A 24,145-nucleotide genomic window follows, 5' to 3' on the forward strand; every position below is an offset into this window, starting at 1 on the left:
GTATGAGATGTTTCTTGAGTTCCCAAGCTCTGTTAGCCTTATTTAATTCACAGTATCACTAGATTACGAATTGTTTAACGTAATAGTGATAGTACGTTGTTAGGTAATGAGTTCGCCTGCGCAAGAATTGCAGTACCAGCTTGTTGCAGAATTTGCCCACGAGTCAGGTTGGCTGATTCTGCTGCAAAGTCGGCATCTTGAATCCGGCTGCGAGAAGCGGAAAGATTTTCCGATGCGGTTTGCAGGTTTGCAATCGTTGAACTAAAACGATTCTGAATAGCACCTAGATCACCACGTGAGCTATTTATAGATTTTAAAGCTTCATCCAGTGTTCTAATTGCCGTTTGTGCATTGGTTGCCGAAGATATATCCAATGTTGCCACTGAGTTAAATGAGCTGGAGGTGGCACCAAATACATCAGCATTTGCACCGCTAGCGGATATTTGTCCATAAGAGCTTGAAAGCTCAACAGTGCCTGTTGCAATAGTTGAGTCAGTAGCTGCACCACCCGTTAATGTGGTTGTGGTAGTACCAGCCACAACATCTGCTGTTTTCGTTGCGCCGGTGTTGTTAAAATCTTCTATTCCGATATCTCTTCCATCGGCTGTAGTTAACGTAATAACTGATTTGTTGGATGAGTTTGAGAAAGAGGCGGTTACACCGGTAAGTGATTGTAGTCCATTTATGGCAGAGGCTAATCCGCTTAAATCGGAAGTATCAGTAACTGTGGCGGAAACTGTGTTGCCATTCAAATTAAATGATACAGTGCCAGCTGAAGCGATATTGCCTAACGTAGCGCTATTTGTAGCAGTTGCGGTAACGCCAATGTTAGAGGCGGCAGAATTAATTGCTGCTGCTATGGTTTTTGCATCGGCACCAGCTGCATAGCTAATACTGCCCGTGGCTCCTTTATTATTGGCAAGTACTAAGTTAGTTTCAGCAGTAACTCCATTACCAGCTGAGTTATTAGCGGAAGCAGCGGTTGTAGTGTTGACGGCGGTACCATTTGTAGTTAGTACGTTACTGCCTAAAGCGGTTGCGCGAGCATCACCGATTGATGCAATGTTGATGGTTTGGTTTGCATTTGCACCAACTTGGAAGCTTTGATTAAGGAAGGATCCATCCAATAAATTTAAGCCGTTAAATTGGGTTTGGCTGGCAACACGAGTTACCTCTGCACTTAATTGAGCAGCCTCGGCTTGTAGCGAAGCGCGATCACTAGCGCTATTGGTTGCGTTGGCAGATTGAACCGCTAGTTCACGGATACGTTGCAAGTTGTTGCCAATTTCGCCTAGGGCACCTTCGGCGGTTTGCGACAGTGAGATACCGTCATTGGCGTTACGTACAGCTTGGTTTAGACCGCGAATTTGCGAGGTCATCCTTTCTGAAATTGCCAAGCCGGCGGCGTCGTCTTTAGCACTGTTGATGCGTAGGCCGGACGATAAGCGTGTTAAAGATGTGTTTAATGCACTTTGTGAAGTATTTAAGTTACGTTGTGCATTTAGTGAAGCTACATTAGAGTTAATAATTGCTGGCATTTGGGTTCTCCTTTTTGATAACTATTGATTTTTGGCATAATTGCCATTTACGACGTTGGCAGCCCTGCAATCCAAGAGGGTGTTTAACCACCGTTGATTGCAGTTATCGGAAATCATTTTGGAAAGTTTAGGATTTTACTTTCATGATTTTTGTCTAATCTATTGGTTAATATAAGTTATTAATGGCGAAAAATAATTTTTTCGCGTAAAATTATCTTGTGAAATATGGAATATATTCATAAAGTTAATTTGTGAGGTTAAGAGAAACCATCTGTTATATCGACTTCAACCGGCGATGCGTTGAAATGAATACTGAAAAGGAATTAAAAATCTTGATGATTGAGCATTCTGAGAAGAATGTTGATCAGGTATTGCAAATACTTTCGCAGGCAGGTTTTAAGGCGGATTACCTGCGTGTCAGTACGGTAGCCACTTTGCGTGATGCGCTGAAAATTCGGGATTGGGATGTCATTTTATCCGACTATGATTTGCCTCAGTTAAGTGCGCAGGAAGCTTTGCAAATCATGGAAAGTGAAGAGCTGGATATACCACTGATAATCATATCCAGCCGGATAGGCGAAGAAGCGGCAGAACATATTATGGCGTTAGGTGCCTATGATTTCATGATGAAATCGAATCTTGCCCGATTGGTTCCAATAATCAGGCGCAGCTTACATGAAGTTGAGAACTTCCAGCGTTTCATTACAACACAAACTGCATTGCAAAAGAGTGAGGCGCTTTTTCAAGCGATTACGTCAAATCTTCCGGGTGTGGTTTTTCAATTTTCATTATCTAGTAATAACCAAACGAGCTTTCCGTATGTGAGCGATGCCAGTGAAACGCTACTGGGATTATCTCCCCAGATACTTATGGAAAAGCCTGAGCTGTTTCCTGCATTAATCTTGCCGGAAGACAAAAAATCTTATCATCAGTTGATGATGACATCCGCTGAGCAACTTTCAACCTGGAACTGGGAAGGTTGTATTCAGGTAAAAGGTGACAGCGATATCAAATGGATCAGCCTGCGTGCAACACCAAGGAGAATGGCGAATGGCGTTACTCTTTGGGATGGGATTATGATTAACATTACACGTAATAAGCTGACCGAAAGAGAGATTGTGCGTTCCCGTGAGCAGCTTGCGGAGTTATCGTCTTATTTGCAGAGAGTAAAAGAGCAGGAGCGGGCTCGAATTGCGCGCGAAATTCACGATGATATCGGCGGAACGTTAACTGCAATCAAATGTGAGTTGTATCCTTGCATGGATACAACAATAAGAAAACCGGAGTTTTATCAACAGAAAGCGAGGTCGATCGAGTCGCTTGTGGATCGAGTAATCGATAGTACACGGCGGATTTCACTTGATTTGCGGCCGGGAATTCTGGATTGCGGTATTGTGGCGGCGGTACAATGGCAGGCCAAAGAATTTAGTGACCGTACCGGCATTGCCTGTAAAGTTGCATGCGCGGATGATGAAATATCGCTAGATTCCGATTTGGCGATAGCGATCTTTCGCGTTTTCCAGGAGACCCTGACCAATATTTCCAAGCACGCCAGCGCTTCCCGGATTCAGGTCAAGCTTGTCGAATTGGAAGGGTTGATTTTTCTTGAAGTGGTGGATAATGGGTGTGGTATTACTAATATTGATATGGAAAAGCAGGACTCTTTTGGGATACGGGGAATGCGCGAACGCTGCCAGCAGTTGAAAGGAAACTTCCATATTGCTGGAGATCCCGGTAAAGGAACAAAAGTGACGATACTGATACCCACCGGTAACTTGGATTATCAACCTCATGTGGTTGAATTGGAAGGTAAGCTTAAAGGTTCTGTGCAGCCTCAGGCAGCGATAAAAAAGAAAAAGAAGGTTTCGCGGCTTTAGAAGCCGGAGGTTTTCATGATAAGTGTGATGATTGCTGATGACCATGCGATTGTGCGTCAGGGTTTGAAACAAATACTGAGTGAAACTGATGATATAAAAGTAACCGGTGAAGCGGAGACCGGATTTCAGGCAATCAAAATTGCACGGCAGCAAGACTTCGATGTCATGTTGCTGGATATTTCACTACCGGATAGAAATGGTATTGAAATTTTAAAGCAGATTAAAAAAGATAAACCAAGTCTGGCAGTGCTCATGCTCAGTATGCATAACGAGCATGAATTTGCCATTCGTGCATTGAAGGCGGGTGCGTCCGGTTACCTCAATAAACAAAGCGCGCCGGCGCAATTGGTAGTGGCTATCCGCCAAGTGGCGGCTGGCGATAAGTATGTCAGCCCGGTCGTTGCGCAAGAACTTGCCAATATCATTAATTCGGATGTCGATAAGCCGCTGCACTCCACATTATCCGACCGGGAATATCAAACTCTGTGTTTCATTGCTGCCGGTAAAACGTTGTCGGAGATATCAACCGAGATGTTTCTGAGTCCCAAAACAGTCAGCGTTTATCGGGCACGGTTACTGGAGAAACTCAAGCTGACCAACAATTCGGAACTTATTCGTTATGCGATAAAGAATAAATTGGTCGACTGATTTTCTGGTTGTTATTACGTCAGTTAATTTTTTCAGTTTTTTATCGGATTAGGATTAAGATTTATGCCGCTTGGCCGATACTTTTTAACTCTTTGAACTGCTGGATACTGTAATTAATTTTGGCCAATGCTATGAAGCAATTAAAAGACTCCAACCCGACTATCATTGCACGCGAAACATTGCGGCAGCTCGCATCGCTTAGAATTCCTCCGACACCCGACAATTATCATAAATTGTATAACCAGATTTCAGGAAACTCTGAAAATACTGCAAATTCCGTTGTGCCCGCAAATCAGGATGCGTCACTGGAGAATGCCACAATTGAATCTGTGCCGGATTGGGGAGAAACGATAGAAACGTTGTTGAAACAGCTCGAGAACAAACAAGGCGCGTTAACGACCGCGAAAAAGAAAGAAGGAGTGAATCGGGTTCTGGTCAAGTTCTCGAAGGATTCAAAGCAACTGCATAATAAGCTGAAAGCGCTGATTGATTCATGGGGAGCATCAGCAGTTGCGGCCCAAGAATTAACTACGGATCTTCAGACAGAAGATGCCATATCGCAGGACTCGGATAAACATACTCAATCAAAACGAGTAGCTTTGCAGCAAACTTCTTCTGCCGGTCATTTTACGGATCAACTGCTGGGGGTGCTGGCACAAATGCTGGAGCATGTTGTCGTCCGGCAGGTGGATGATATCGCTTTAGCTGATGAAGCGAGAATGCTGGCACAGCAGGTGCGGAAGATTCAGGAAAAATCGGAAATGGAGCAATTCACGGCTGATTTTGGTCAATTTTGCCGCAAATTTGATGCCTATGGTGAGAATGGCCGCAAATTGCAACAGGGCTTGCTTAAGCTACTCAATATGCTGATGAATAACACCGGTGAGCTACTGGCTGAGGATCAATGGATCGGTGCCCAGATCGGTAAATTGCGTGAAACAATATCCAGACCGCTGGATTTACAGGTTATTGAAGAAGCGGAACACTATCTGGAAGAAATCTCGCAAAGACAGGAAATAATCCGGCGTAACTTGAGCGAAGCCAAGCTGACACTGAAGCTGATGGTGACTTCATTGATCACCAATATTGAGGAGCTGAGCGATACGACCGGCGAGTATCAAGTAAAGCTGGAGCAATATTCCGAAAAAATCAGTAAAACGGATGATATAAAAGAGTTGAATCAGCTGCTGGCGCAACTCATGGATGAAACCAAGCAGATGCAAAAAAGCGCATTAAATTACCGCAATGATTTTCTCGCGGCACGCGCTGAAGTCAGCATGGCGCAGGATAAAATCAATCAACTTGAAACCGAGTTGCAGGAAATGGGTGAAAAGGTCCATGAGGATCATCTGACCGGTATACTGAACCGGCGTGGTTTAGATAACGCTTTTGACCGCGAAACTTCCCGTTCAGTACGCCATAAGACGCCACTATGTTTTGCTCTGCTGGATATTGATAATTTCAAACAGTTAAATGATACGCATGGCCACAAAGTAGGTGATGATGCGTTAGTGTATTTGGTTGAATCGGTTAAAGACACAACACGTCCCGAGGATGTCGTGTCACGCTATGGTGGTGAAGAATTTGTGATTCTACTGCCGAATACAAGTCTTGAAGAAGCCGTTCAGATTCTATCCAGGATACGGCGGAATCTGACCAAGAAGTTTTTTTTGCATGAGAATAAACGCTTGCTGATTACTTTTAGTGCTGGTGTTGCACAGCTGCGAACAGGAGAGTCTCAGGAAAGTATTTACAAGCGCGCCGATGAAGCAATGTATCGTGCAAAAAAAGGCGGTAAGAATCAGATCTTTATTTCTGAGTAATTTCTCTAACTTTCTGTTAGTTAATAGATATATTCTTTTTTTCGGTAAATAGCGCCGATTTCCCTTTTTATTCATTCAATCCATTCGCAGACTGCTCTGTTACTGTTATTGACATAGCAGTCTACACCGGAATGGGTTCTCCTTCGCAATCCAACGAATTATCTCCCGAACTGGTATAGCCTGTGGCTTAAATGATGTCAACTGAGGAGGATAGCCATGCCAGAAGCTATTAAACAAAAAAGAATGCTGAGATTGGTTAAATCGACAAATGCTATTAAAAGTGAGCAGAAACCCATGATTGATTCTGAGGACTATTACAAGCAAGTAGAACGCTATGCTGAGCAGATTCGTAATACGAGTAACGCCGATGAAATTATCGGGATTCTTGACATCGTGCTGTCAGAAACTCGCGGGCTGCGATTTAGCGACGAAGTCTTTGCTGCGCAAGAACAAGTGAAACGTGCAGAGCAAAAGATCGAATCTTTGAAGAGCGAATTGGAGCAACTGCGCGGATTGGTACAAACGGATCAAATGACCGGCGCCTTCAATCGCCGTGGTTTAGAGGATATTTTCAAACGCGAGGCCGCACGTGCCGACCGCAATGCGCAGTCATTGGGCGTGATTTTGGTTGATCTGGATAACTTTAAACAGATCAATGACAACTTTGGTCATCAATACGGTGATAGTGTGCTGATCAATTTGGTGACCGTTGCCAAAGAAACGTTACGGCCATCCGACATCGTTGCACGTTTTGGCGGCGAGGAATTTGTGATCTTGTTACCCGATGTTGAGATGCAAGATGCACTGACGATTATTCAGCGGATACAAAACAATCTGACAAAAAGTTTCTCGATCCAATCCGATAGCAAAACATTGCCGATAACCTTTAGCGCGGGCGTTGCGCTGAGGTCATTTGGAGAACATCAAAATTCAGTGCTGAGTCGAGCGGATAAAGCACTGTATCAAGCAAAACGTACAGGAAAGAATCGAGCAATTCCTGCCCTGATCTAGCTGATTTAAGCAGAGACTTTTTATATGTCAGCACTCTGATGTAATCAGGCTGGAACTCTGATTAATTGTGTTTATGAGTAACAAAAAAGTACTTAAGAAACACGCGATGAAGCCGATGAATTGAAACTTTTGTATTAAAAGATGAATTAACGCGAGGGAATAAATGGAAGGTTTTTTTCTTGGGCGCCAGCCAATCCTAGATCGTAATCAAAACCTTGTGGCATTTGAGTTACTGTTTAGACAAGAAGAAACTGAAGAATCGGTCAGTATAAAAAACGATTTGTCCGCATCAGCAAACGTCATTATCAATGCCTATTGTCAACTGGGAATCCAGAATGTGCTCGGTAAGCAGCGTGGCTTTATCAATGCAAACCCCGAATTGGTGATGAGTGACATTATCAATTTATTGCCTAGTAAGCATGTCGTATTGGAAATAAAAGAAACGGCGACCGTAACAGCAGAATTCATGCAGCGCTGTAACGAGTTAAAGCAAAAGGGTTATCAGTTTGCGCTGGATAATATTGTTGAAATGAATAGCAAAGTAGAGCAATTGCTTCCGGTTGTCAGTGTTGTGAAAGTAGATGTACTCGTACTTGAACAAAATGCGCTTGCTAAGTTAGTAACCGAATTGAACCGATGGCCGGTATTGTTGCTGGCACTAAAAGTGGAAAACCGGGAACAAGAGAAGCGATGCATGCAACTGGGCTTCCAAATGTTCCAAGGATACTATTTCGCAAAACCCGAAGTGCTGTCAGTAAAACGCGCCGATCCGGGAAAACTTTCGTTGTTGAAACTATTGACATTGGTCATGGGGGACAGCGATATCGAAGAGCTGGAACGGGAATTTAAACATCAACCCGGTTTGAGCTACAACCTGATGCGCATGGTGAATTCCGTCGCCAGCGGTCTACCGCAAAAAATCAATTCCATCAAGCATGCCATCATGATCTTAGGGCGCAAGCAATTGCAGAGATGGATACAGCTGCTGCTTTATACCGCCAATCAATCCGACGATAGTATGTCGAACGCATTGATGCAAACAGCGGCAACGCGTGGAAAATTGATGGAGTTAATTGCAACGGCGGAACGCCCGCATGACAAAAACCACCAAGAAAGAGCATTCATGGTAGGAATTTTATCGCTGCTGGATGTTTTGCTCGGTATTGAAATGCAACAGATCGTGGACAAGCTCGGGATTCCGGATGATATGAGCCAAGCTTTATTGGTCCGGGAAGGACGTTTAGGGCAGGAATTAAAATTAGCTGAAGCCAACGAAAAGGGTGAGGTCGCCGCGATTCAATCACTGCTGACCGAATTAGGATTTCTGAGCTTAAATGAATTAGCGGATATTGAGATACAAGCTATTGCGTGGGCGAACCGGATCGGTGAAGCAGCTAATTAACTTAGAAAAATCTTGGTTGCTAATTTCACTCTAGTTCATGGTGTATTTTTTATTTTAACGAGCTAAAGTTGTTTCTCGAAAATCCGTTAACCATTTGAGTGTAAATGATTTTGTGAATGAACGAGAGTCTCTGATCAGTGTTCAGCAAGATCAGCTTCTAAGGCTTTTATCCGCAGAAAATATGAGTGATTAGAGCATTATAAGTTGTAGTTTTGCTAGATCGGGCGGTAAGTTCCAAGAGCTTTGATCAAGACAAGCGACAAGGAGAAGGTTATGGCTGAGATGCAAGCAGCTGGCGATGAAAATGGTAGCTACGCTTCACATCAATCCACAGTGATGGAGCACGATGACGTATTGTGCACTGCTGAAGCTGATGAATACTTCATGAGTATTAAAGGAGAACTAAGCCAAGTTGATCGGCTCGTGAGTGATGCGGTAAATAATTTGGTTATCAATTTCAGATACATCAGTAAGCTGACCAAGTCTCACCACGATATGGTTTTGGCAATTGAAAGAATGGCGGCTCCGGAAGGGAGTAAACCTATACTTGAGTTACTGGAAAAACAGATGGTTATTGCCGACAAAATAGAGCAAGAACTGGAAATGGCAATTACTTCATTACAGTTTGGTGATCTAGTGACACAACTGCTCGCGCATACTTCTGGTCAAGTGGAAGCTTTGAATATCGAACTGCAGCGCATCGATCGGAAAGGGAGTTGGAAAGAAAATACGGAAAAAAATGCACTTGATGCGATCCAGGAAGGAATTTCAAAGGCAGTGGAGATGGCGAAAACTAAAAGTAAAAGGAAGCCAGTTGTGCAGCAGGGTATGCAAATGGGTGATATTGAGCTTTTTTAGCATATTGATCGGTGTACGTATTTTTCAAACAAATTAATAATATTGGCGAGAGGAGTGAAGTAAATGGCTAAGACGATACTTGCGGTGGATGATTCCGCTTCCATCCGGCAAATGGTTGCTTTCACGCTAAAAGGAGCCGGGTATGAAGTCATTCAGGCAGTAGATGGTCAGGATGCATTGGATAAAGCTAATTATCATCAGGTTAATTTGGTGTTGACTGATATCAATATGCCACGTATGGACGGGTTGAAGTTACTTGAGCTGTTGCGCAAGCTAGCACACTACAAAAATATTCCTATTCTGATTCTAACCACCGAATCCGGTGATGAGATCAAGGCAAAAGGCAGAGCGGCAGGTGCAACCGGTTGGCTAGTGAAGCCGTTTGATCCTAAGAGATTGCTGGAAGTGATCGGTAAGGTTATCGGTTAGAGATCGATGCGACCGGTCAACTTAATCAGCCATGAATGATTTATTTTATTTCTCAGCGTGAGTAGTGATTGCCATTATTTGTTTTTGCTCATTTCATTAGGGTGCTCACCTAAAAACTTAACGTAAAACAAGGTTACCTATGAGTACAGATCTCGAACAGTTTTATGAAATATTTTTTGAAGAATCCTCGGAATTGCTGGCGGATATGGAAGCATGTTTGCTGAGGCTCGATGTAAATTCACCGGATTTGGAAGATTTAAACGCTATATTCCGTGCGGCACATTCAATCAAGGGTGGGGCCGGCACTTTTGGTTTTACAGATATGACGGAGATGACGCATATGTTGGAGACATTGCTGGATAGATTGCGCAAAGGGGAACTCGCTGTTCGCAGCGAGATGGTAGATGCTTTTTTGAGGGCAGGTGACGTCATCAAAGCACAACTTGCCGGTCATCGAGGAGAAGGCGAGGCTGATCCTGCAATTGCAGCAGAGGTGTGTGAAGAGTTAAAGAGACTGAGCGATGAAACCCAGAATCCGTTAGTTGTCGAAACGATAGTCGATGCTAATGCTAAGCTGGATACAGCAACGGTAGAAGTCGATATTGTTAAGGCTCCTGAAGTTGCCGTCGATGCGCCTCAATCTAAGGATGATTCCTCGAAGCTAACTTATTGCATTGAATTCTCCGGAACGGGTATGGGTGATGCAGCAGTAGAAAACTTATTCGCTAATTTAAAGCGTCTGGGTGATCTCGAGAACCTAACGCCTGAAGATCAGAAGGATCACTTTAAGTTAAGACTTGCAACCGCAAGCAGCGAGGAGGATGTCTGGGAAACATTGGCTTTTGTTGTTGATCCAGCAAACCTGAAAATCGAAGCAGAAACAAATAGTATTACAGAAACTGCCGGGGCTGATGAAAATTTCTCAAGTGATGCCGGTAGTGTCTCAGGTATTTTTACTAGGGCCTGTTAACACTACCTAAGTGCTTCGACGATGAGAGCGAAATGGATGAATGAGAGAAAAATGACATCCAGTTTGTCGAATCTGGAGAATATTCGACGGAATCCCTTGAGTCTGCGGAATAATCTTTCGATCTCATTGCGTTTTTTGTACATGGCGCGGTCATATTCCCAGAGCTCCAGCCGATTAGTTTTGGGTGGGACAACCGGGATATAACCGAGCTCCAATGCAAGCTGTCTGGTTTGATCACCCTCATAAGCGCGATCCATCAGCAGATGAGTAGGAGAAGAGACGGGGCCGAGTGCTAACAGGAGTTGTCGTCCTTCCGGTGCGTCATGTGTATGCCCCGGAGATAAGGAAAAAGTTATGGCTGTTCTGGTATCTGCGGCAACCAGATGAATTTTAGTGGTCCAGCCACCTCGGGATTTGCCGATGGATTGCGGGCCGTTTTTTTTAATGCACCAGTACCATCAGGGTGCACTTTGATGCTGGTGCTATCCATCGAAACGGCTTCAATCTTGATGCGAATGATTTGTTGATGCTGCAGCTGCTCAAAAACTTTTTGAAGCACGCCGCTTTTCGCCCATCGATTCATTCGAGTGTAGATGGTATGCCAATTACCGAAACGCTTGGGTAGTCCGCGCCACTTGCAACCATGCTCGGTAACATACAGAATAGCATTGAGAATTTGTAGATTGGAATGACTGACATTGCCACGCTGGCGCGGCATGCAGTGTTCGATCTGTTGATATTGAGTTTCGGTGATTTCCATCACCATATTATATCAAATAGTGTTAACAGGCCCTAATGAAGACGAGTTCTCGATGGCTGAATTACCGCCAGCGCCGGGTTACGGTTTTTTTCCTGGAGCACCTGCTGCACCAAAGGATCTCGATGATTCAGAATCGCATCTGAGTCCAGCGCCACAACAGAATGCTCATGGCAGTAAAAATGAAGCACACAATAATACAGTGAATAAGCCTGCCAGCAAGGCTAATGCTGCAGCTCTCACCTCCACTAATGAAACTTCATCAATCCGTGTCAGTATTGAGAAAGTTGATCAAATGATTAATCTTGTCGGTGAGTTAGTGATTACTCAGGCAATGCTGGCTCAGACCGCTTCACAGCTTGATCCGGTAATTTTCGAGAAACTGCTGAGCGGAATGAGCCAACTGGAAAGAAATACGCGAGATCTACAGGAATCAGTAATGTCGATCCGGATGATGCCGATTAGCTTTGTGTTTAGCCGATATCCGCGAGTTGTACGTGACTTGGCAGCGAAACTGAATAAACGAGTTGAATTGAAGACTGTTGGTGAGAATACTGAGCTTGACAAAGGTTTAATCGAAAAAATTGCCGATCCGTTGACTCACTTGGTCAGAAATAGCCTTGATCATGGTATAGAAGTAGCCGAGAAGCGTATTGCTGCAGGTAAATCAGCGCAGGGGACGATTACATTACGCGCTTTTCATCAAGGAGGCAGCATTGTCATTGAGGTGAGTGACGACGGTGCAGGGTTAAATCGCGGAAAAATTCTTGCTAAAGCCAAAGAACGAGGTTTGCCGGTCAATGATGGAATGTCCGATCAAGAAGTTTGGTTACTGATATTCGAAGCCGGCTTTTCCACCGCTGAGACAGTCACGGATGTGTCTGGGCGTGGTGTCGGTATGGATGTTGTCAAACGTAATATTCAAAGTATGGGTGGGCGTATTGATATCGAGTCGGCACTTGGTGTCGGTACGCGCATATCGATTCGATTGCCATTAACACTGGCTATTCTTGACGGACTGTCGGTGGCGGTTGGAGATCAGATGTTTATTGTGCCGCTCAATTACATTATCGAATCTATGCAGCCGACAGCTGCTGATATTAAAACGGTCAGCGGTCATGGACGAGTGGTACAGGTGCGCGGCGAGTACCTGCCTGTGATCGCATTGCATGAGGTTTTCAACTTACATCCCAATGTGACTGCAGTGCACGAAGGGATTCTGGTTATTCTTGAAGCCGAAGGTCACAAGGCGGCGTTGTTTGTGGATGACTTAATCGGGCAGCATCAAGTGGTCATCAAGAGCTTGGAAAGTAATTATCGGAGAGTACAAGGGGTTTCAGGTGCAACAATTATGGGTGACGGTAAAGTTGCGCTTATTCTGGATACTACTGCGCTCGTATTGGCATGCCAACAAGAAATGGTATAGATAGATCGAACAGCGAACTCTTTCTCTAATATAGATAATTTATTTAATCAGGAGTGCGTACCATGTCTCAAGAGCAAACAGTGATTGCAACCTCGAGTTCAATCAGTCCACAGACTAGTCATATGGCGAATGAGTTTCTGACTTTTCGTTTAGCAAACGAGGAGTATGGCATAGAAATTCTTAAAGTGCAGGAGATTCGTGGCTATGACGCCATTACACAAATAGCCAATGCGCCTGAGTTTATCAAGGGAGTTGTTAATTTGCGCGGAATTATCGTTCCTATTATCGATATGAGAATCAAATTTAAATTCGATAATGTAGATTACAACCAATTTACCGTGGTGATTATTTTGAATGTGGCTGGGCGAGTTATGGGAATTGTGGTGGACGGCGTATCTGATGTAATTACGCTTACTACGGAACAAATGCGGCCTGCTCCCGGTCTTGGTTCGGTAATTGATACCGAATATATCCTAGGACTGGGTACTGTTGATGAGCGTATGCTGATATTGATCGATATAGAGAAATTGATGGGTAGCAGTGATATGGGACTGATTGAGCGCACTCTAAACTAATAAATTACTATTTCTAGTTAGAAAATCTTCTTAATTATCCGCTTCATGTTAGTAATCAATTGAGGCTCGTAGTTTCTGGATCATCATTTTATCAATGAAATTCCGGAATTTAATACCGTAAGAGAAGATGGAAGTGCAATGTCTCTTGGAATTCAAATGGGTATATTATGGAACTGATCTTGGGTGGTGAAGAAAATACCGATAATAGAACACGTGAATATGCTTTTACTCAAGCTGACTTTGAACGTATTAGGAAGCTGATATATTCGCATGCGGGTATCTCTCTTTCAAAGAGTAAGCAAAATATGGTGTACAGTAGGCTTGCTCGGCGTTTGCGGGCTAACGGCATAACAAGCTTCCATGAATACCTGAATTTTCTGGAACGTGGAAATCCTGAAGAGTGGGAAGCTTTCACAAATGCACTGACAACGAATCTGACAGCCTTTTTTCGCGAACAACATCATTTTCCAATTCTTGAGCAACATGTTGAGAAACGCAAGAATCATAACAAAATTCAGCTTTGGTGTAGCGCATCATCTACTGGTGAAGAACCGTATTCAATGGCGATGGCGATGGTACAGGCATTTAAGACATTCACGCCGCCAGTTCATATTCTGGCTACAGACTTGGATACCAACGTACTTGCAAAAGCACAGCTAGGAATTTATTCACTGGATAAACTAGAGAAAATACCCAAAGAAAAACTTAAGCAGTTTTTTCTTAAAGGAAAAGGGGCTCATGCAGGATCAGCGAGAGTGCGACCTGAGTTACGGAATATGATCACATTCAGGCAATTGAATCTACTTGATGAGAGCTGGCCAATTCGTGGTCCTTTTGATGCGATATTCTGTCGTAATGTCATGATCTATTTTGATAAACAGACTCAATATAAAATTCTGAAGAAATTTGTGCCATTGCTGGCCCCGGATGGATTGTTGTTTGCCGGCCATTCCGAAAGTTTTCAACACGCAGTCGATTTGTTTAAATTGCGTGAGAAAACCGTTTATGAGCTTGCTAATAAACCGAGGGGATCATATGACCGAGATCATTGATGATCAGGTTGCAACCAATCTGTATTTTGACAAGAACTTTAACAGTCAAGCCGTTAAATTATTGCCTGGTGAGTATTATGTGACCGACAAGGATTTGCTTCTGGTAACGGTGCTCGGCTCATGTGTTGCAGCTTGCATTCGAGATTGTTATAGCGGTATTGGCGGCATGAATCATTTTATGTTGCCTGATGGCGGAGGTGATGCTGGCAGTCCGTTGAATGCCTCGGCACGTTACGGCACTTATGCCATGGAGATACTGATTAATCAGTTGTTAAAACTAGGCGCCCGCCGATGTAATCTCGAAGCCAAAGTTTTCGGTGGCGGTAATGTTTTGGATGGATTAACCGTGGCAAACGTCGGTCAGCGGAATGCGGATTTTGTATTGAAATTTTTACAAACCGAAAAAATAAGAGTTGTAGCCCAAGATCTGGTTGATATATTTCCGCGCAAAGTCTATTTTTTCCCCAAGAACAGCAAGGTGATGGTGAAGAAATTGCGCAATACGCATAATACGACCATTTCCGAGCGTGAAAAAGATTATAGACAGCGTCTGCATAAAGTTGATAGTGGCGGAGCGGTAGAGTTATTTTCTTAAAATGCCGCTACGTGGATTACATTGAGCTTTTATCATGAAAAAAATAACAGTTATCGTTGTTGATGATTCGGCGCTAATTCGTAAGCTATTAAGCGAGATTATTAACAGTCAGCCAGATATGGAAGTTATTGGAGCAGCGGCTGACCCATTGGCGGCACGTGAAATGATTCGGGAATTGAATCCTGATGTGCTGACATTGGATGTCGAGATGCCCAAAATGGACGGGCTTGATTTCTTGGAGAAACTCATGCGCTTGAGGCCCATGCCGGTAGTCATGGTTTCAACTTTAACGGAAAGGGGCTCGGATGTAACGTTTCGCGCACTTGAATTGGGTGCAGTGGATTTTGTGTCTAAGCCGAAAATTGACATCGCAGTTGGATTAAAGGAATACGGTAGTGAAATTGCCAATAAAATTCGCATTGCGAAGTCAGCGAGACTCAAACGAGCGGCACCCCTGCAGGTAACTAAAAGTGCGACAGCCGATGCAGTGTTGCCATCGATTTCAAACCGCATCGCTTCAACAGAAAAGTTGATCATAGTTGGTGCTTCCACGGGCGGTACTGAAGCTATCAAAGAATTTTTAATCCGCATGCCACCTGATTCGCCAGGAATTTTAGTTACTCAGCATATGCCGGAAGGATTCACAAAATCATTTGCCAATCGCTTAAACAGTCTTTGTAAGATATCGGTGGTCGAAGCCCAAGGCGGTGAACGGGTGCTTCCAGGGCATGCATTTATTGCACCCGGGCATTCGCATTTACTGCTGAAACGCAGCGGTGCAAACTATATGACCGAACTAAATCAAGGGGAATTGGTAAGTCGACATCGCCCATCGGTTGATGTACTATTCCGTTCAGCTGCAAATTGTGCGGGTAAGAATGCGATTGGCGTGATCCTAACCGGTATGGGAAAAGATGGTGCTGCTGGAATGTTGGAGATGCATAAAGCAGGCTCTTATAATTTTGCTCAAGATGAGGCCAGCTGTGTTGTTTTCGGAATGCCTAAAGAAGCGATTGCTGCTGGTGGAGTGAACGAAGTTGTTTCTTTAAAAGATATGGCAAGAAGCGTCTTGGCTAAAATCTCAAGTATGGGATCACATGGTAATCGCGTATAGTCTGTATTAATTAATGTTTACTTTTTACTTCGGGATAAAAAAGTACATTGTCAATGAACAGGAATATTTCTCGATTTATTATATTGATTGGCATCAGCTTCTTGCTAGTGAGTTGTGGATCGCTTCAAGAAAAATCTTCATTTAAACAAGATCCACATCCTAACGCCAATAAATCCGCAGACCACAGTCACATTAGAAAAGCGCTTTATTCTCAATATAATGAATGGCAGGGTGTGCGATATCAGCGCGGTGGACTCAGCCAGCGCGGTATTGATTGTTCCGGTTTCGTGCATTTGACATTCAAATCGAAGCTCGGCATGCATCTGCCGAGAACAACCATTATGCAATCCATGGCTGGAAGGGAAATTGGGAAAAATGATTTAAGGGCAGGCGACCTGATTTTCTTCAAAACCGGTTCAGCTTCAAAGCATGTCGGAATTTATCTGGAAAAGAATAAGTTTCTGCATGCTTCGGAGAAAAAAGGTGTCACAATATCCCGGCTTGATCATGTTTACTGGCAATCCAATTATTGGAAAGCTGTTCGTATTTAAGCGCTAGACTTGCATATCCGCAAATAAACCCAGTGTGTAGTACTTTTTCATGACCGTGTTGGCGAGTGGTAGTATCGCCACATTGTGATTTTTTTGCGTATCAGCCAGTGAGAAATATGACTGTATTTGATCGAGGGGAAATGGAATGAACGAAGAAATTAAACAGAGACTGCAAACAAAGGAAATCTGGCAACGTGGCCTTTTTATGCTTTTTTTCATGTTTGTCTACGGTTTTTCTAATTCGCTGACTATCGGTATCATGTTTTTTCAATTTGCCACATTGATAGTAACCGGAAAAACAAACGAATTTTTGCTTGGATTTAGTCAGAGTTTAAGCATTTATATCCATCAGACCATTAGCTTCATGACTTTTAACAGCGAGCAACATCCATTTCCGTTCAGTACATGGCCAAGCGGCAACGTACCGCGGTGATTAAAGATATCAGCAAAAACGATTAACTCACTGTCCACGTCTCTATCTAGTTTTTCCTTTGCTGATTTAAACAAATTCCAGTCCCGTAGAGGCTAATCCGATCAGATTGATGTGGTCGGCATTGGCCGTTGAATCCGCCGCCAGTATGCCAAGGCTGGTCTCGTTGTAGGAACCGTTTTGTAATAAGCCGACATAGTAATTCAGATCACTCGCTATTGGCGCAGCGCCGATGACATTGGTATACAACAAGTTAACGATTTCCGTATCGCTGGCATCGGCACCGAGCTTGGTATTTATGGCCAGCTCCATGAGATCACTATAGCTCATGCCACCATCCAGCAGTTTCAATCCGATACCCGCGTATTCTTTGTTTGCTAGCGCGTCCTTGCCGAATACCGCGCCCAGTGTTTTAGCGACGATACCGGCGTTGCCGCCGATATCCAATGCGAGATGGTCGTCGCTGAAGCTGATCCGCTCAATGCCATTGAGTGTGTCAGTTCCTTCAGTATGCGTATTGTCGTTGATCGTAAAGCTGTGATCGGTGTTGCGGGTGATTGTAAAAGCGCTGCGGCCGCCAACATAAACTGCGGTATCGATACCGTCTTGCCCATTGAGAATATCATCTCCACCGCCACCGTTTAAACTGTCGTTGCCGCTGCCGCCGGAGAGTGTGTCGTTACCGTCTTTGCCCTCAATCACATTGTCGAGTGAATTACCGGTGATTTGGTCGGCCGCTGCCGAACCGGTGGCATTCTCGTATTCTCCATAGAACCAGCGCAGATTGGCAGGGTCTTTGCCTAATGCAATCATATTCTGCGCATCGGAAGTGCTCATTGACACCCCAACCAGATGGGCGGCGCCTGTGATGGTAACACCCATATTGAAGTAAGCGCCGCTGGTGTACTCCGATAAATCGACGGTATCGATTCCGCCGGTATCAAAATAGGTGCGATAACCTGCGATTCCCGGTGTAAGGGTGTCATTGCCCGATCCGCTTGTGCCGCTTCCTTCGCCGTAGGCTTGTTGCAGTGCGATCACGTCCAGAATCATCGGCGTATAAGCCTGATATACGACATTTGATCCGGGTAATAAGGAGTTCTGATCATCGTACGACATGATCGTAAAATACTCCTTGTACATGTCGGTTGCGGTATTGGTGCGAAAACCCAGTTGGGAAAACCCCAGATCCTTGGTGGCGGCGTAATCATCGGTGATGGTGGGTATGCCGGTATCGATGTTATACGCGCTATGCGGATGGGAAAGACCGAGCGAGTGTCCCAATTCGTGCATCAAGGTTTGCCGGGCGCGTGTGTTCAGGTTAAGTGAGAGATCATCGTCGAATTTTGGTGCATAAGCATTGAGAAAAATATCGTTGGCCGCGCCGGTGTAGTTAAACAGAAAATCATCGGAACTGCCGCCCGAGATTCCGGCAAAATTGACGTCGGAGCGATAAATCCAGTTGATATTGATATCGGAAACGCCGGCTCTGCCGACGTCTTCAGGATTGGGTGTGGTGTCGGCGCTGCTTGAGAGCGTGTCATAGTCTCCCACCCATTGAAACGTGATGTTCACGAATTGTGAATACGTTTGCAGGATGTCCTGGATATTGCTTTTCATCTGCGAAGTCCAAGCGACCTCGTTTGCTCCCGCGGTATAAAGAATCGGATTGAAGTGCGAATAACTGGGATTCGAGTAATCGTCGCGGCTAAAATCGTCGGAAACCGAGACGCGGATGGTACCGCTGAGTTTGTAATCGGCTAAGCCGAATGCGTCAAAGTTGAACATGGCTTTGGTGATAATGGTATCGGGTGTGTAGGCAATATCCGTCGCCATATTTTCTCCTGAACGGGTGGGTTAATCAGATTCCGATCCGTGTGCCCAATTCGAGCACGCGATTGGCCGGCAAATTGAAGTACTCGGCTGCAGTACCGGCATTTCTGGCCATCGCGGCGAAAATTCGCTCGCGCCACTGCGCCATGCCCTCGCCGGGACTGGACACGATAATCTCGCGGCTGAGAAAGTACGATGTTTTAAGCGGCTCGAATTCCAGTCCCGGATGCTCGCACAATTTAAGCGCTGCAGGAATATCGGGTTCATCTTTGTAACTATACCGGACATTTATTTGATAGCAATTTCCAATCAGCGGATTCAGCGTGATGCGCTCATTCTCCGGAACGCTTGGAATTTCGCGGTAATTAAACCCAGTGATTCTTTTTTCATAGCAGTGGTTCTCGATAGTTGTCAGTTATTGAAACTGAAGGATTATTTACAACCTTACAACCGCAGATCCAGAATTTCCGGATATAAGTATATTCCTAAATAGTATTTCTATTTATGTTCGAATGCGGTTATAGTTCGGCACATTTTTTTGCGTCATCGAACTGTTCATGAAAATCCGCAACCTTGATCTGACACGTAATCCGGTCAATGAAGAACATCAGCAATTAGGATTGCCCCCCGTTGAAGATACTGTTTCCCATCTGGAGGCGCATCCTTTTTTACGGGCTGCCGTATGGTTCGCCGTCATTGTATTGGTTTTGCTGATCGCATTTCTTATCGCGCGCTTTTTTCTCGCGCAAGACTGGGGTGCCAGCTGGCAGATCATCAACGATACGCTCGATAGCCGGATTTTTTGGAGTGCCGTTGCCGTCGGTTTTCTTGCACAAGTGGTCGATGGCGCTTTAGGCATGGCTTACGGCGTCACTGCCACGACTTTTTTATTGGCATCTGGCGCGAGTCCGGCCGCTGCCAGCGCCAGCGTGCATATTGCGGAGATTTTTACCACCGGCGTATCGGGGGTGGCGCATGCCAAATTCGGTAACGTCAATAAACAATTGTTTACCCGTTTGCTGGTACCCGGCGTTCTAGGCGGCATTCTGGGAGCGTTATTGGTTACACATGTCAATAGCGCCATGTTCAAACCGTTCATATCGGCTTACTTGGTTCTGCTGGGCGCTTATATTCTCAGCAAGGCTTTCCGGCAATTGAGTATTCGCAAGGAAGCACCCGAGCATGTCGGCAAGCTGGCATGTTTCGGCGGATTCATGGATGCAGCGGGTGGCGGCGGCTGGGGGCCGATTGTGACGACAACGCTGGTTGGAACAGGTACCGATCCGCGCACCACGATCGGTTCGGTGAATTTCGCGGAATTTTTTCTGACATTGGCCAGCGCGGCGACGTTTGCGCTGCTGATGGAAACCGACAACTGGCCGCTGATCATCGGTTTGGTTTTCGGCGGTTTGTTTGCGGCGCCTTTTGCCGCCTACCTGTGCAAAAAATTTCATGCACGTACATTGTTGGTCATGGTGGGCGTGCTTATTATTACCATCAGCTTGTTCAATCTGTACAAGGCGCTTATCGCGCTGTAAATACAATATCTTCCGGTAATCTGAGATGATCCCGGAAGATTTTTTCCGTTCTTCCCGTTACACTGACTCAAACTTTGCCTTTTCTCCCGGATTCGGCGCTAACATTTTTTCTTGTCACTATCCTTATGTTTCTTATTGATTTCATTCTTCACATCGACAAGCATTTGCAGCAACTGGCTTCCGAATATGGGTTATGGATTTACGGTATTCTTTTTTTGATTATATTTTGCGAGACTGGGCTCGTCGTTTTGCCGCTTTTGCCGGGCGATTCCTTATTATTCGCCGCTGGTTCGCTGGCGTCGCTGGAAGACTCGCAGCTTAATCCGCATGTCTTGTTCGCCGGGTTGAGCATTGCCGGTATTTTGGGGGATTCTGTGAATTACTGGATCGGCAATAGGATGGGGCCGAAAGTGTTCTCCTCACAGGAATCCCGCTTCTTTAAACGCGAATACCTGGAAAAAACACGCGCTTTCTATCTCAAATATGGAGTCAAAACGATCATCATCGCGCGCTTTATTCCCATCATCCGCACATTTGCACCGTTTGTTGCCGGGATCGGCACGATGCCGTACCGCACTTTTATCGTGTATAACATCGTCGGTGCCGTGTTATGGGTCGGAACGTTTATTTACGCCGGATTTTATTTCGGACAACTGCCGATGGTGCAGCAAAATTTCAAACTCATCATTTTGGCAATCATCATTCTTTCGATAACACCACCGGTAATCGAATATCTCAAACACCGCTCCAAAAAATAGTGGAAATTCTTCAAATAATCAACATGCCACCTTGCAAACCGGGGCGCGATGCTTATCGGCGGGTTGTGTGCACGGTGTGAGTTTCTGCCGTAAGATCCGGTTCTTAATGTAGAATTGCCGGGTTTGACAAAACCGGAAGAAAACCCGGTACGATCGGCTGCATGTTGCGTGTGGGAAAATAATCGACATTGCATTATATTTTATCGATACGCCGGTTTTTACACGATCGATTTTGCATGAACCATCTAACTGATCATTTCTAATTCTCTTCAGAACAATGACGACACCAGCGGAAACTTCACATAGCCGTATTCATGCCATATTTGCGCGTTGGACCACATTCTCCTATCACTATGCGCTGTGGGTATTGCTGGCAGCGTTATTGGTGGCGATTGCCAGTGGTTTGTATGTGGCGCGAAATCTGGGTATGAATACCGATACCGCCGAGATGCTTTCCGAAGAATTGCCGTTTCGCGTCAATTTGAAGCGTTACAACGAATCATTCCCGCAGGACATCGATACCCTGCTCATTGTGCTGGATGCCCCGACGCCGGAACAGGTGCGTGTGGCGGCAGAGAATCTGGCAGTACGCCTGAAGCAAGATCCAGAGCATTTTTACGATGTGTACTCTCCCCGGGTGGATGATTTTACCGCGCGCAATGGATTGCTTTATCAAAGCATTCCGGAACTCGAACGAATCACGGATAGTCTGGCCGCGGCACAACCGTTAATCACGCGCATTAACCGGGATCCTTCGCTGACGGCTTTTGCGGACGTGCTGACCAGCGCGGTGGATGAATTGAACAAGGGACGGAACATCGAATTGCGTCCCGTGCTGAACGGCGTCAACGCGACACTGGCAGCGCGGCTGAATGGTTCACCCCGGGCATTGTCATGGCAGACCATGTTCAGCGGCGAAGCGCAAAAGAATACTTACCAGGAACTCATCATCGTCAAACCAAGGCTCGATTTTTCCCAGCTGTTTCCAGCTGAGCAATCGATTGCCGCTTTGCATGCCGCGGCGGAGAGCGTCGGAATTACCGCAGGTAGCCCGGTGAAATTGCGCATTACCGGTGAAGTGGCTCTGGCAGAGGAAGAACTCAACAGTTCGCTGCGCGGTATGGAGTATGCCGGGATCATTACGTTCGTATTGGTCGGCGTGGTGTTGTTTTTTGCGATGCGCAACGGCGGACTCATCCTCAATGTGCTGGTTTGCCTGCTGATGGGATTAATTTTGACCGCCACATTCGCCACTGCCGTGGTCGGTCATCTGAATCTGATTTCCATCGCCTTTGCGGTACTGTATATCGGTCTTGGCGCGGATTTCGCGATCCATTTTCTGTTGCGCTACCGTGAAGTGCTGGAAAATAATCATTCCCCGGCTGAAGCCATTTACATATCGGGTGGCGACGCCGGGGCGGCACTGACCGCGTGTACGGTTACCAATGCGATCGGTTTCTACGCTTTCATGCCGACCGACTACAGCGGCGTGGCCGAACTCGGCATCATTTCCGGCACCGGCATGATCGTCAGCTTGCTGGTCACCCTGATCATCGGTCCGGCATTGTTACGTTATTTGCCGAGAAAGATGGCAGCGAAACCGGCCGCAAAGAGCGCTGTAGGCAAGGCGCTGGAATTATCCCTGAAATGGCACAAGCTGACTTACGCGTTGACATTGGCGGCTACGGTTGCCGCGTTGATCATCTTGCCGCAGGTGCGATTCGATTACAATTTGCTGAATATGCAGGATCCGCAAGGCGGCGCAGTGCAGACATTCCGTGAACTGCTGGCCGAACCTGATCTGACGCCCTGGCATATTGCGGTACTGGCTGACAATCGCCAGGAAACCGATAATTTGGCTAAACGCCTGGCGGAATTACCGGAAGTGAACAAGGTTGTTACGGTACTGGATTTTGTTCCTGATCAGCAGGAAGAAAAGCTTTCGCTGATTCAGGAGATGGCACTGACGATTGGGCCGATTGCCGCTACCCCGCCGCCGCAAGTCCAGATAGCCAGCGATGCGATTCTGGTCGAGCAATATAAATCCTTGCGAAGACTGGTTGCGGCATTGGAACGGTTTGCCGCCCAACATCCCGAGCATCCTGCCGCGGTCACAGCGAGCGCTTTAAAGTCGTCGCTGGCGCGTTTGTTCGCAGAACTGGATAAAGTCGGCAGCAATGAGAAAAGTAAATTATTGTACGCCGTGGAAGACGATCTGTTGGCCATGTTGCCATTGGCATTGCAAAGCCTGCGCACGGCCACGGAAGCCGGTATTTTCGATGAACAAGATCTGCCGGCGGCGTTCCGCGACCGTTGGCATAGCGAATCCGGCGGATACCGTCTGGCGGTTTATCCCAAAGAAGATCTGAACGATAATGATGCGCTGCGGCGTTTTGTCCGTGCGGTGCAGCAAGTGGCGCCGCATGCCATCGGTGTGCCGGTGATCAGCTTGGAAGCGGGTGAAGCCGTGGTGCAAGCGTTTATTCAAGCGTTTTCATTGGCGCTGATCGGCGTGATCGTCATCCTGCTGGTTTTGCTGCGCAGTATCAAATATACCTTGCTGGTGCTGCTGCCGTTGCTGCTGTCGAGTTTGTTCACCACCGCATTCACCATTCTGCTGGACGTTCCCTTTAACTTTGCCAATATCATTGCGTTGCCGCTGTTGCTGGGTCTCGGTATCGACAGCAGCTTGCACATGGTGTATCGCAGTATCAATAATGAACTGGTGAGTGAAATTCTGATTCACACCAGCACCGCGCGGGCGATTTTCTATAGTGCACTGACCGCACTGGTTGACTTTGCCAGTTTGATGTTTTCGGCGCATGTAGGTACGGCGAGCATGGGGATTCTGCTGACGGTAGGGCTGGCATTTACGCTCGTTTGCACGCTGATTATTTTACCGGCTTTGCTGCGCGCTCCGGCCACTCAGGCTAAAGCGAGTGCATGAATGAAACTAAGGA

General features: G+C 45.8%; 21 protein-coding genes and 2 pseudogenes. 18 read left to right on the top strand and 5 right to left on the bottom strand.

What is annotated here, in order from left to right; translation table 11 throughout:
* Positions 1–74: 74 nt before the first annotated feature.
* A complete protein-coding gene (locus tag HRU78_03085) occupies positions 75–1,538 on the bottom strand; it encodes a flagellin (GenBank protein QOJ22761.1) in 1,464 nt (487 codons plus the stop codon).
* Positions 1,539–1,843: 305 nt separating this feature from the next.
* Here HRU78_03085 and HRU78_03090 point away from each other — a divergent pair, with 305 nt between their 5' ends.
* The 8 genes from HRU78_03090 (at position 1,844) to HRU78_03125 (ending at position 10,556) form a co-directional block, all read left to right on the top strand.
* Positions 1,844–3,415, top strand: a complete 1,572-nt coding sequence (locus HRU78_03090) for a response regulator (protein ID QOJ22762.1) — start codon at positions 1,844–1,846, stop codon at positions 3,413–3,415.
* A gap of 15 nt (positions 3,416–3,430) precedes the next feature.
* The gene (locus tag HRU78_03095; GenBank protein ID QOJ22763.1) at positions 3,431–4,063 is read left to right on the top strand and encodes a response regulator transcription factor; all 633 of its coding nucleotides are present in this window, start codon (positions 3,431–3,433) and stop codon (positions 4,061–4,063) included.
* Between the two features lie 131 nt (positions 4,064–4,194).
* A complete protein-coding gene (locus HRU78_03100) occupies positions 4,195–5,886 on the top strand; it encodes a diguanylate cyclase (GenBank protein QOJ22764.1) in 1,692 nt (563 codons plus the stop codon).
* 216 nt (positions 5,887–6,102) lie between these two features.
* The gene (locus tag HRU78_03105; protein ID QOJ22765.1) at positions 6,103–6,897 is read left to right on the top strand and encodes a GGDEF domain-containing protein; all 795 of its coding nucleotides are present in this window, start codon (positions 6,103–6,105) and stop codon (positions 6,895–6,897) included.
* Positions 6,898–7,060: 163 nt separating this feature from the next.
* Positions 7,061–8,299 carry an HDOD domain-containing protein gene (locus HRU78_03110; GenBank protein QOJ22766.1) on the top strand — a complete coding sequence of 413 codons (1,239 nt, stop codon included), beginning with the start codon at positions 7,061–7,063 and terminating at the stop codon, positions 8,297–8,299.
* Positions 8,300–8,542: 243 nt separating this feature from the next.
* Positions 8,543–9,157, top strand: coding sequence for a hypothetical protein (locus HRU78_03115; GenBank protein QOJ22767.1), 615 nt, complete (start codon positions 8,543–8,545; stop codon positions 9,155–9,157).
* A gap of 63 nt (positions 9,158–9,220) precedes the next feature.
* Entirely contained in the window at positions 9,221–9,586 is a 366-nt protein-coding gene (locus tag HRU78_03120) for a response regulator (protein QOJ22768.1), read from the top strand.
* A 139-nt stretch (positions 9,587–9,725) separates the two neighbouring features.
* Complete coding sequence (locus HRU78_03125; GenBank protein ID QOJ22769.1) at positions 9,726–10,556, top strand: Hpt domain-containing protein; 831 nt, start codon at positions 9,726–9,728, stop codon at positions 10,554–10,556.
* Between the two features lie 2 nt (positions 10,557–10,558).
* On the opposite strand, the gene HRU78_03130 is transcribed toward HRU78_03125, so the two are convergent.
* Positions 10,559–11,316, bottom strand: a protein-coding gene (locus HRU78_03130; GenBank protein QOJ24890.1) for an IS5 family transposase whose coding sequence is annotated in 2 segments (ribosomal slippage) — positions 10,559–11,001 and positions 11,001–11,316 — 759 coding nt in all. Because the reading frame shifts where the segments join, the coding sequence is not laid out codon by codon here.
* A gap of 250 nt (positions 11,317–11,566) precedes the next feature.
* On the opposite strand from HRU78_03130, the pseudogene HRU78_03135 reads away from it, so the two are divergent.
* From HRU78_03135 to HRU78_03165, 7 genes and pseudogenes are all read left to right on the top strand, one after another.
* A pseudogene (locus tag HRU78_03135) lies at positions 11,567–12,739 on the top strand (chemotaxis protein CheW).
* A 62-nt stretch (positions 12,740–12,801) separates the two neighbouring features.
* Positions 12,802–13,314, top strand: a complete 513-nt coding sequence (locus tag HRU78_03140; protein QOJ22770.1) for a chemotaxis protein CheW — start codon at positions 12,802–12,804, stop codon at positions 13,312–13,314.
* Between the two features lie 167 nt (positions 13,315–13,481).
* Complete coding sequence (locus HRU78_03145) at positions 13,482–14,366, top strand: chemotaxis protein CheR (protein ID QOJ22771.1); 885 nt, start codon at positions 13,482–13,484, stop codon at positions 14,364–14,366.
* Entirely contained in the window at positions 14,350–14,961 is a 612-nt protein-coding gene (gene cheD, locus HRU78_03150) for a chemoreceptor glutamine deamidase CheD (GenBank protein ID QOJ24891.1), read from the top strand. The genes HRU78_03145 and cheD overlap by 17 nt, the downstream gene beginning before the upstream one ends.
* 34 nt (positions 14,962–14,995) lie before the next feature.
* Positions 14,996–16,075, top strand: coding sequence for a chemotaxis response regulator protein-glutamate methylesterase (locus HRU78_03155; protein QOJ22772.1), 1,080 nt, complete (start codon positions 14,996–14,998; stop codon positions 16,073–16,075).
* 53 nt (positions 16,076–16,128) lie between these two features.
* Positions 16,129–16,626 (top strand): C40 family peptidase, encoded by a 498-nt coding sequence (locus tag HRU78_03160; protein ID QOJ22773.1) that lies wholly within the window; start codon positions 16,129–16,131, stop codon positions 16,624–16,626.
* Between the two features lie 145 nt (positions 16,627–16,771).
* Complete coding sequence (locus HRU78_03165; protein ID QOJ22774.1) at positions 16,772–17,059, top strand: DUF4389 domain-containing protein; 288 nt, start codon at positions 16,772–16,774, stop codon at positions 17,057–17,059.
* 66 nt (positions 17,060–17,125) lie between these two features.
* Here the strand turns inward: HRU78_03165 and HRU78_03170 are convergent, their stop codons facing one another.
* The 3 genes and pseudogenes from HRU78_03170 to HRU78_03180 all read right to left on the bottom strand — a co-directional run bounded on the left by HRU78_03170 (position 17,126) and on the right by HRU78_03180 (position 19,127).
* Entirely contained in the window at positions 17,126–18,199 is a 1,074-nt protein-coding gene (locus tag HRU78_03170) for a hypothetical protein (GenBank protein ID QOJ24892.1), read from the bottom strand.
* Positions 18,158–18,892: pseudogene (locus HRU78_03175) on the bottom strand (hypothetical protein). The gene HRU78_03170 and the pseudogene HRU78_03175 overlap by 42 nt, the downstream one beginning before the upstream one ends.
* A 25-nt stretch (positions 18,893–18,917) precedes the next feature.
* Positions 18,918–19,127, bottom strand: a complete 210-nt coding sequence (locus HRU78_03180) for a hypothetical protein (GenBank protein ID QOJ22775.1) — start codon at positions 19,125–19,127, stop codon at positions 18,918–18,920.
* 319 nt (positions 19,128–19,446) lie between these two features.
* Here HRU78_03180 and HRU78_03185 point away from each other — a divergent pair, with 319 nt between their 5' ends.
* From HRU78_03185 to HRU78_03195, 3 genes are all read left to right on the top strand, one after another.
* Positions 19,447–20,427: a sulfite exporter TauE/SafE family protein gene (locus HRU78_03185; GenBank protein ID QOJ22776.1), complete on the top strand. Its 981-nt coding sequence runs from the start codon at positions 19,447–19,449 to the stop codon at positions 20,425–20,427.
* A 125-nt stretch (positions 20,428–20,552) separates the two neighbouring features.
* On the top strand, positions 20,553–21,185 hold the full coding sequence (locus HRU78_03190; GenBank protein QOJ22777.1) for a DedA family protein: 633 nt from the start codon (positions 20,553–20,555) through the stop codon (positions 21,183–21,185).
* A gap of 277 nt (positions 21,186–21,462) precedes the next feature.
* On the top strand, positions 21,463–24,132 hold the full coding sequence (locus tag HRU78_03195) for an MMPL family transporter (protein ID QOJ22778.1): 2,670 nt from the start codon (positions 21,463–21,465) through the stop codon (positions 24,130–24,132).
* Positions 24,133–24,145: the final 13 nt, after the last annotated feature.

Source organism: Gammaproteobacteria bacterium (genome assembly GCA_015709635.1).
Lineage (GTDB): Bacteria > Pseudomonadota > Gammaproteobacteria > Burkholderiales > Nitrosomonadaceae > Nitrosomonas.

Coding starts and splice junctions, on each gene's coding strand:
- HRU78_03085 (QOJ22761.1), bottom strand. CDS start 1,538: ATGCCAGCAATTATTAACTCTAATGTAGCTTCACTAAATGCACAACGT.
- HRU78_03090 (QOJ22762.1), top strand. CDS start 1,844: ATGAATACTGAAAAGGAATTAAAAATCTTGATGATTGAGCATTCTGAG.
- HRU78_03095 (QOJ22763.1), top strand. CDS start 3,431: ATGATAAGTGTGATGATTGCTGATGACCATGCGATTGTGCGTCAGGGT.
- HRU78_03100 (QOJ22764.1), top strand. CDS start 4,195: ATGAAGCAATTAAAAGACTCCAACCCGACTATCATTGCACGCGAAACA.
- HRU78_03105 (QOJ22765.1), top strand. CDS start 6,103: ATGCCAGAAGCTATTAAACAAAAAAGAATGCTGAGATTGGTTAAATCG.
- HRU78_03110 (QOJ22766.1), top strand. CDS start 7,061: ATGGAAGGTTTTTTTCTTGGGCGCCAGCCAATCCTAGATCGTAATCAA.
- HRU78_03120 (QOJ22768.1), top strand. CDS start 9,221: ATGGCTAAGACGATACTTGCGGTGGATGATTCCGCTTCCATCCGGCAA.
- HRU78_03125 (QOJ22769.1), top strand. CDS start 9,726: ATGAGTACAGATCTCGAACAGTTTTATGAAATATTTTTTGAAGAATCC.
- HRU78_03140 (QOJ22770.1), top strand. CDS start 12,802: ATGTCTCAAGAGCAAACAGTGATTGCAACCTCGAGTTCAATCAGTCCA.
- HRU78_03145 (QOJ22771.1), top strand. CDS start 13,482: ATGGAACTGATCTTGGGTGGTGAAGAAAATACCGATAATAGAACACGT.
- cheD (QOJ24891.1), top strand. CDS start 14,350: ATGACCGAGATCATTGATGATCAGGTTGCAACCAATCTGTATTTTGAC.
- HRU78_03155 (QOJ22772.1), top strand. CDS start 14,996: ATGAAAAAAATAACAGTTATCGTTGTTGATGATTCGGCGCTAATTCGT.
- HRU78_03160 (QOJ22773.1), top strand. CDS start 16,129: ATGAACAGGAATATTTCTCGATTTATTATATTGATTGGCATCAGCTTC.
- HRU78_03165 (QOJ22774.1), top strand. CDS start 16,772: ATGAACGAAGAAATTAAACAGAGACTGCAAACAAAGGAAATCTGGCAA.
- HRU78_03170 (QOJ24892.1), bottom strand. CDS start 18,199: ATGTACAAGGAGTATTTTACGATCATGTCGTACGATGATCAGAACTCC.
- HRU78_03185 (QOJ22776.1), top strand. CDS start 19,447: ATGAAAATCCGCAACCTTGATCTGACACGTAATCCGGTCAATGAAGAA.
- HRU78_03190 (QOJ22777.1), top strand. CDS start 20,553: ATGTTTCTTATTGATTTCATTCTTCACATCGACAAGCATTTGCAGCAA.
- HRU78_03195 (QOJ22778.1), top strand. CDS start 21,463: ATGACGACACCAGCGGAAACTTCACATAGCCGTATTCATGCCATATTT.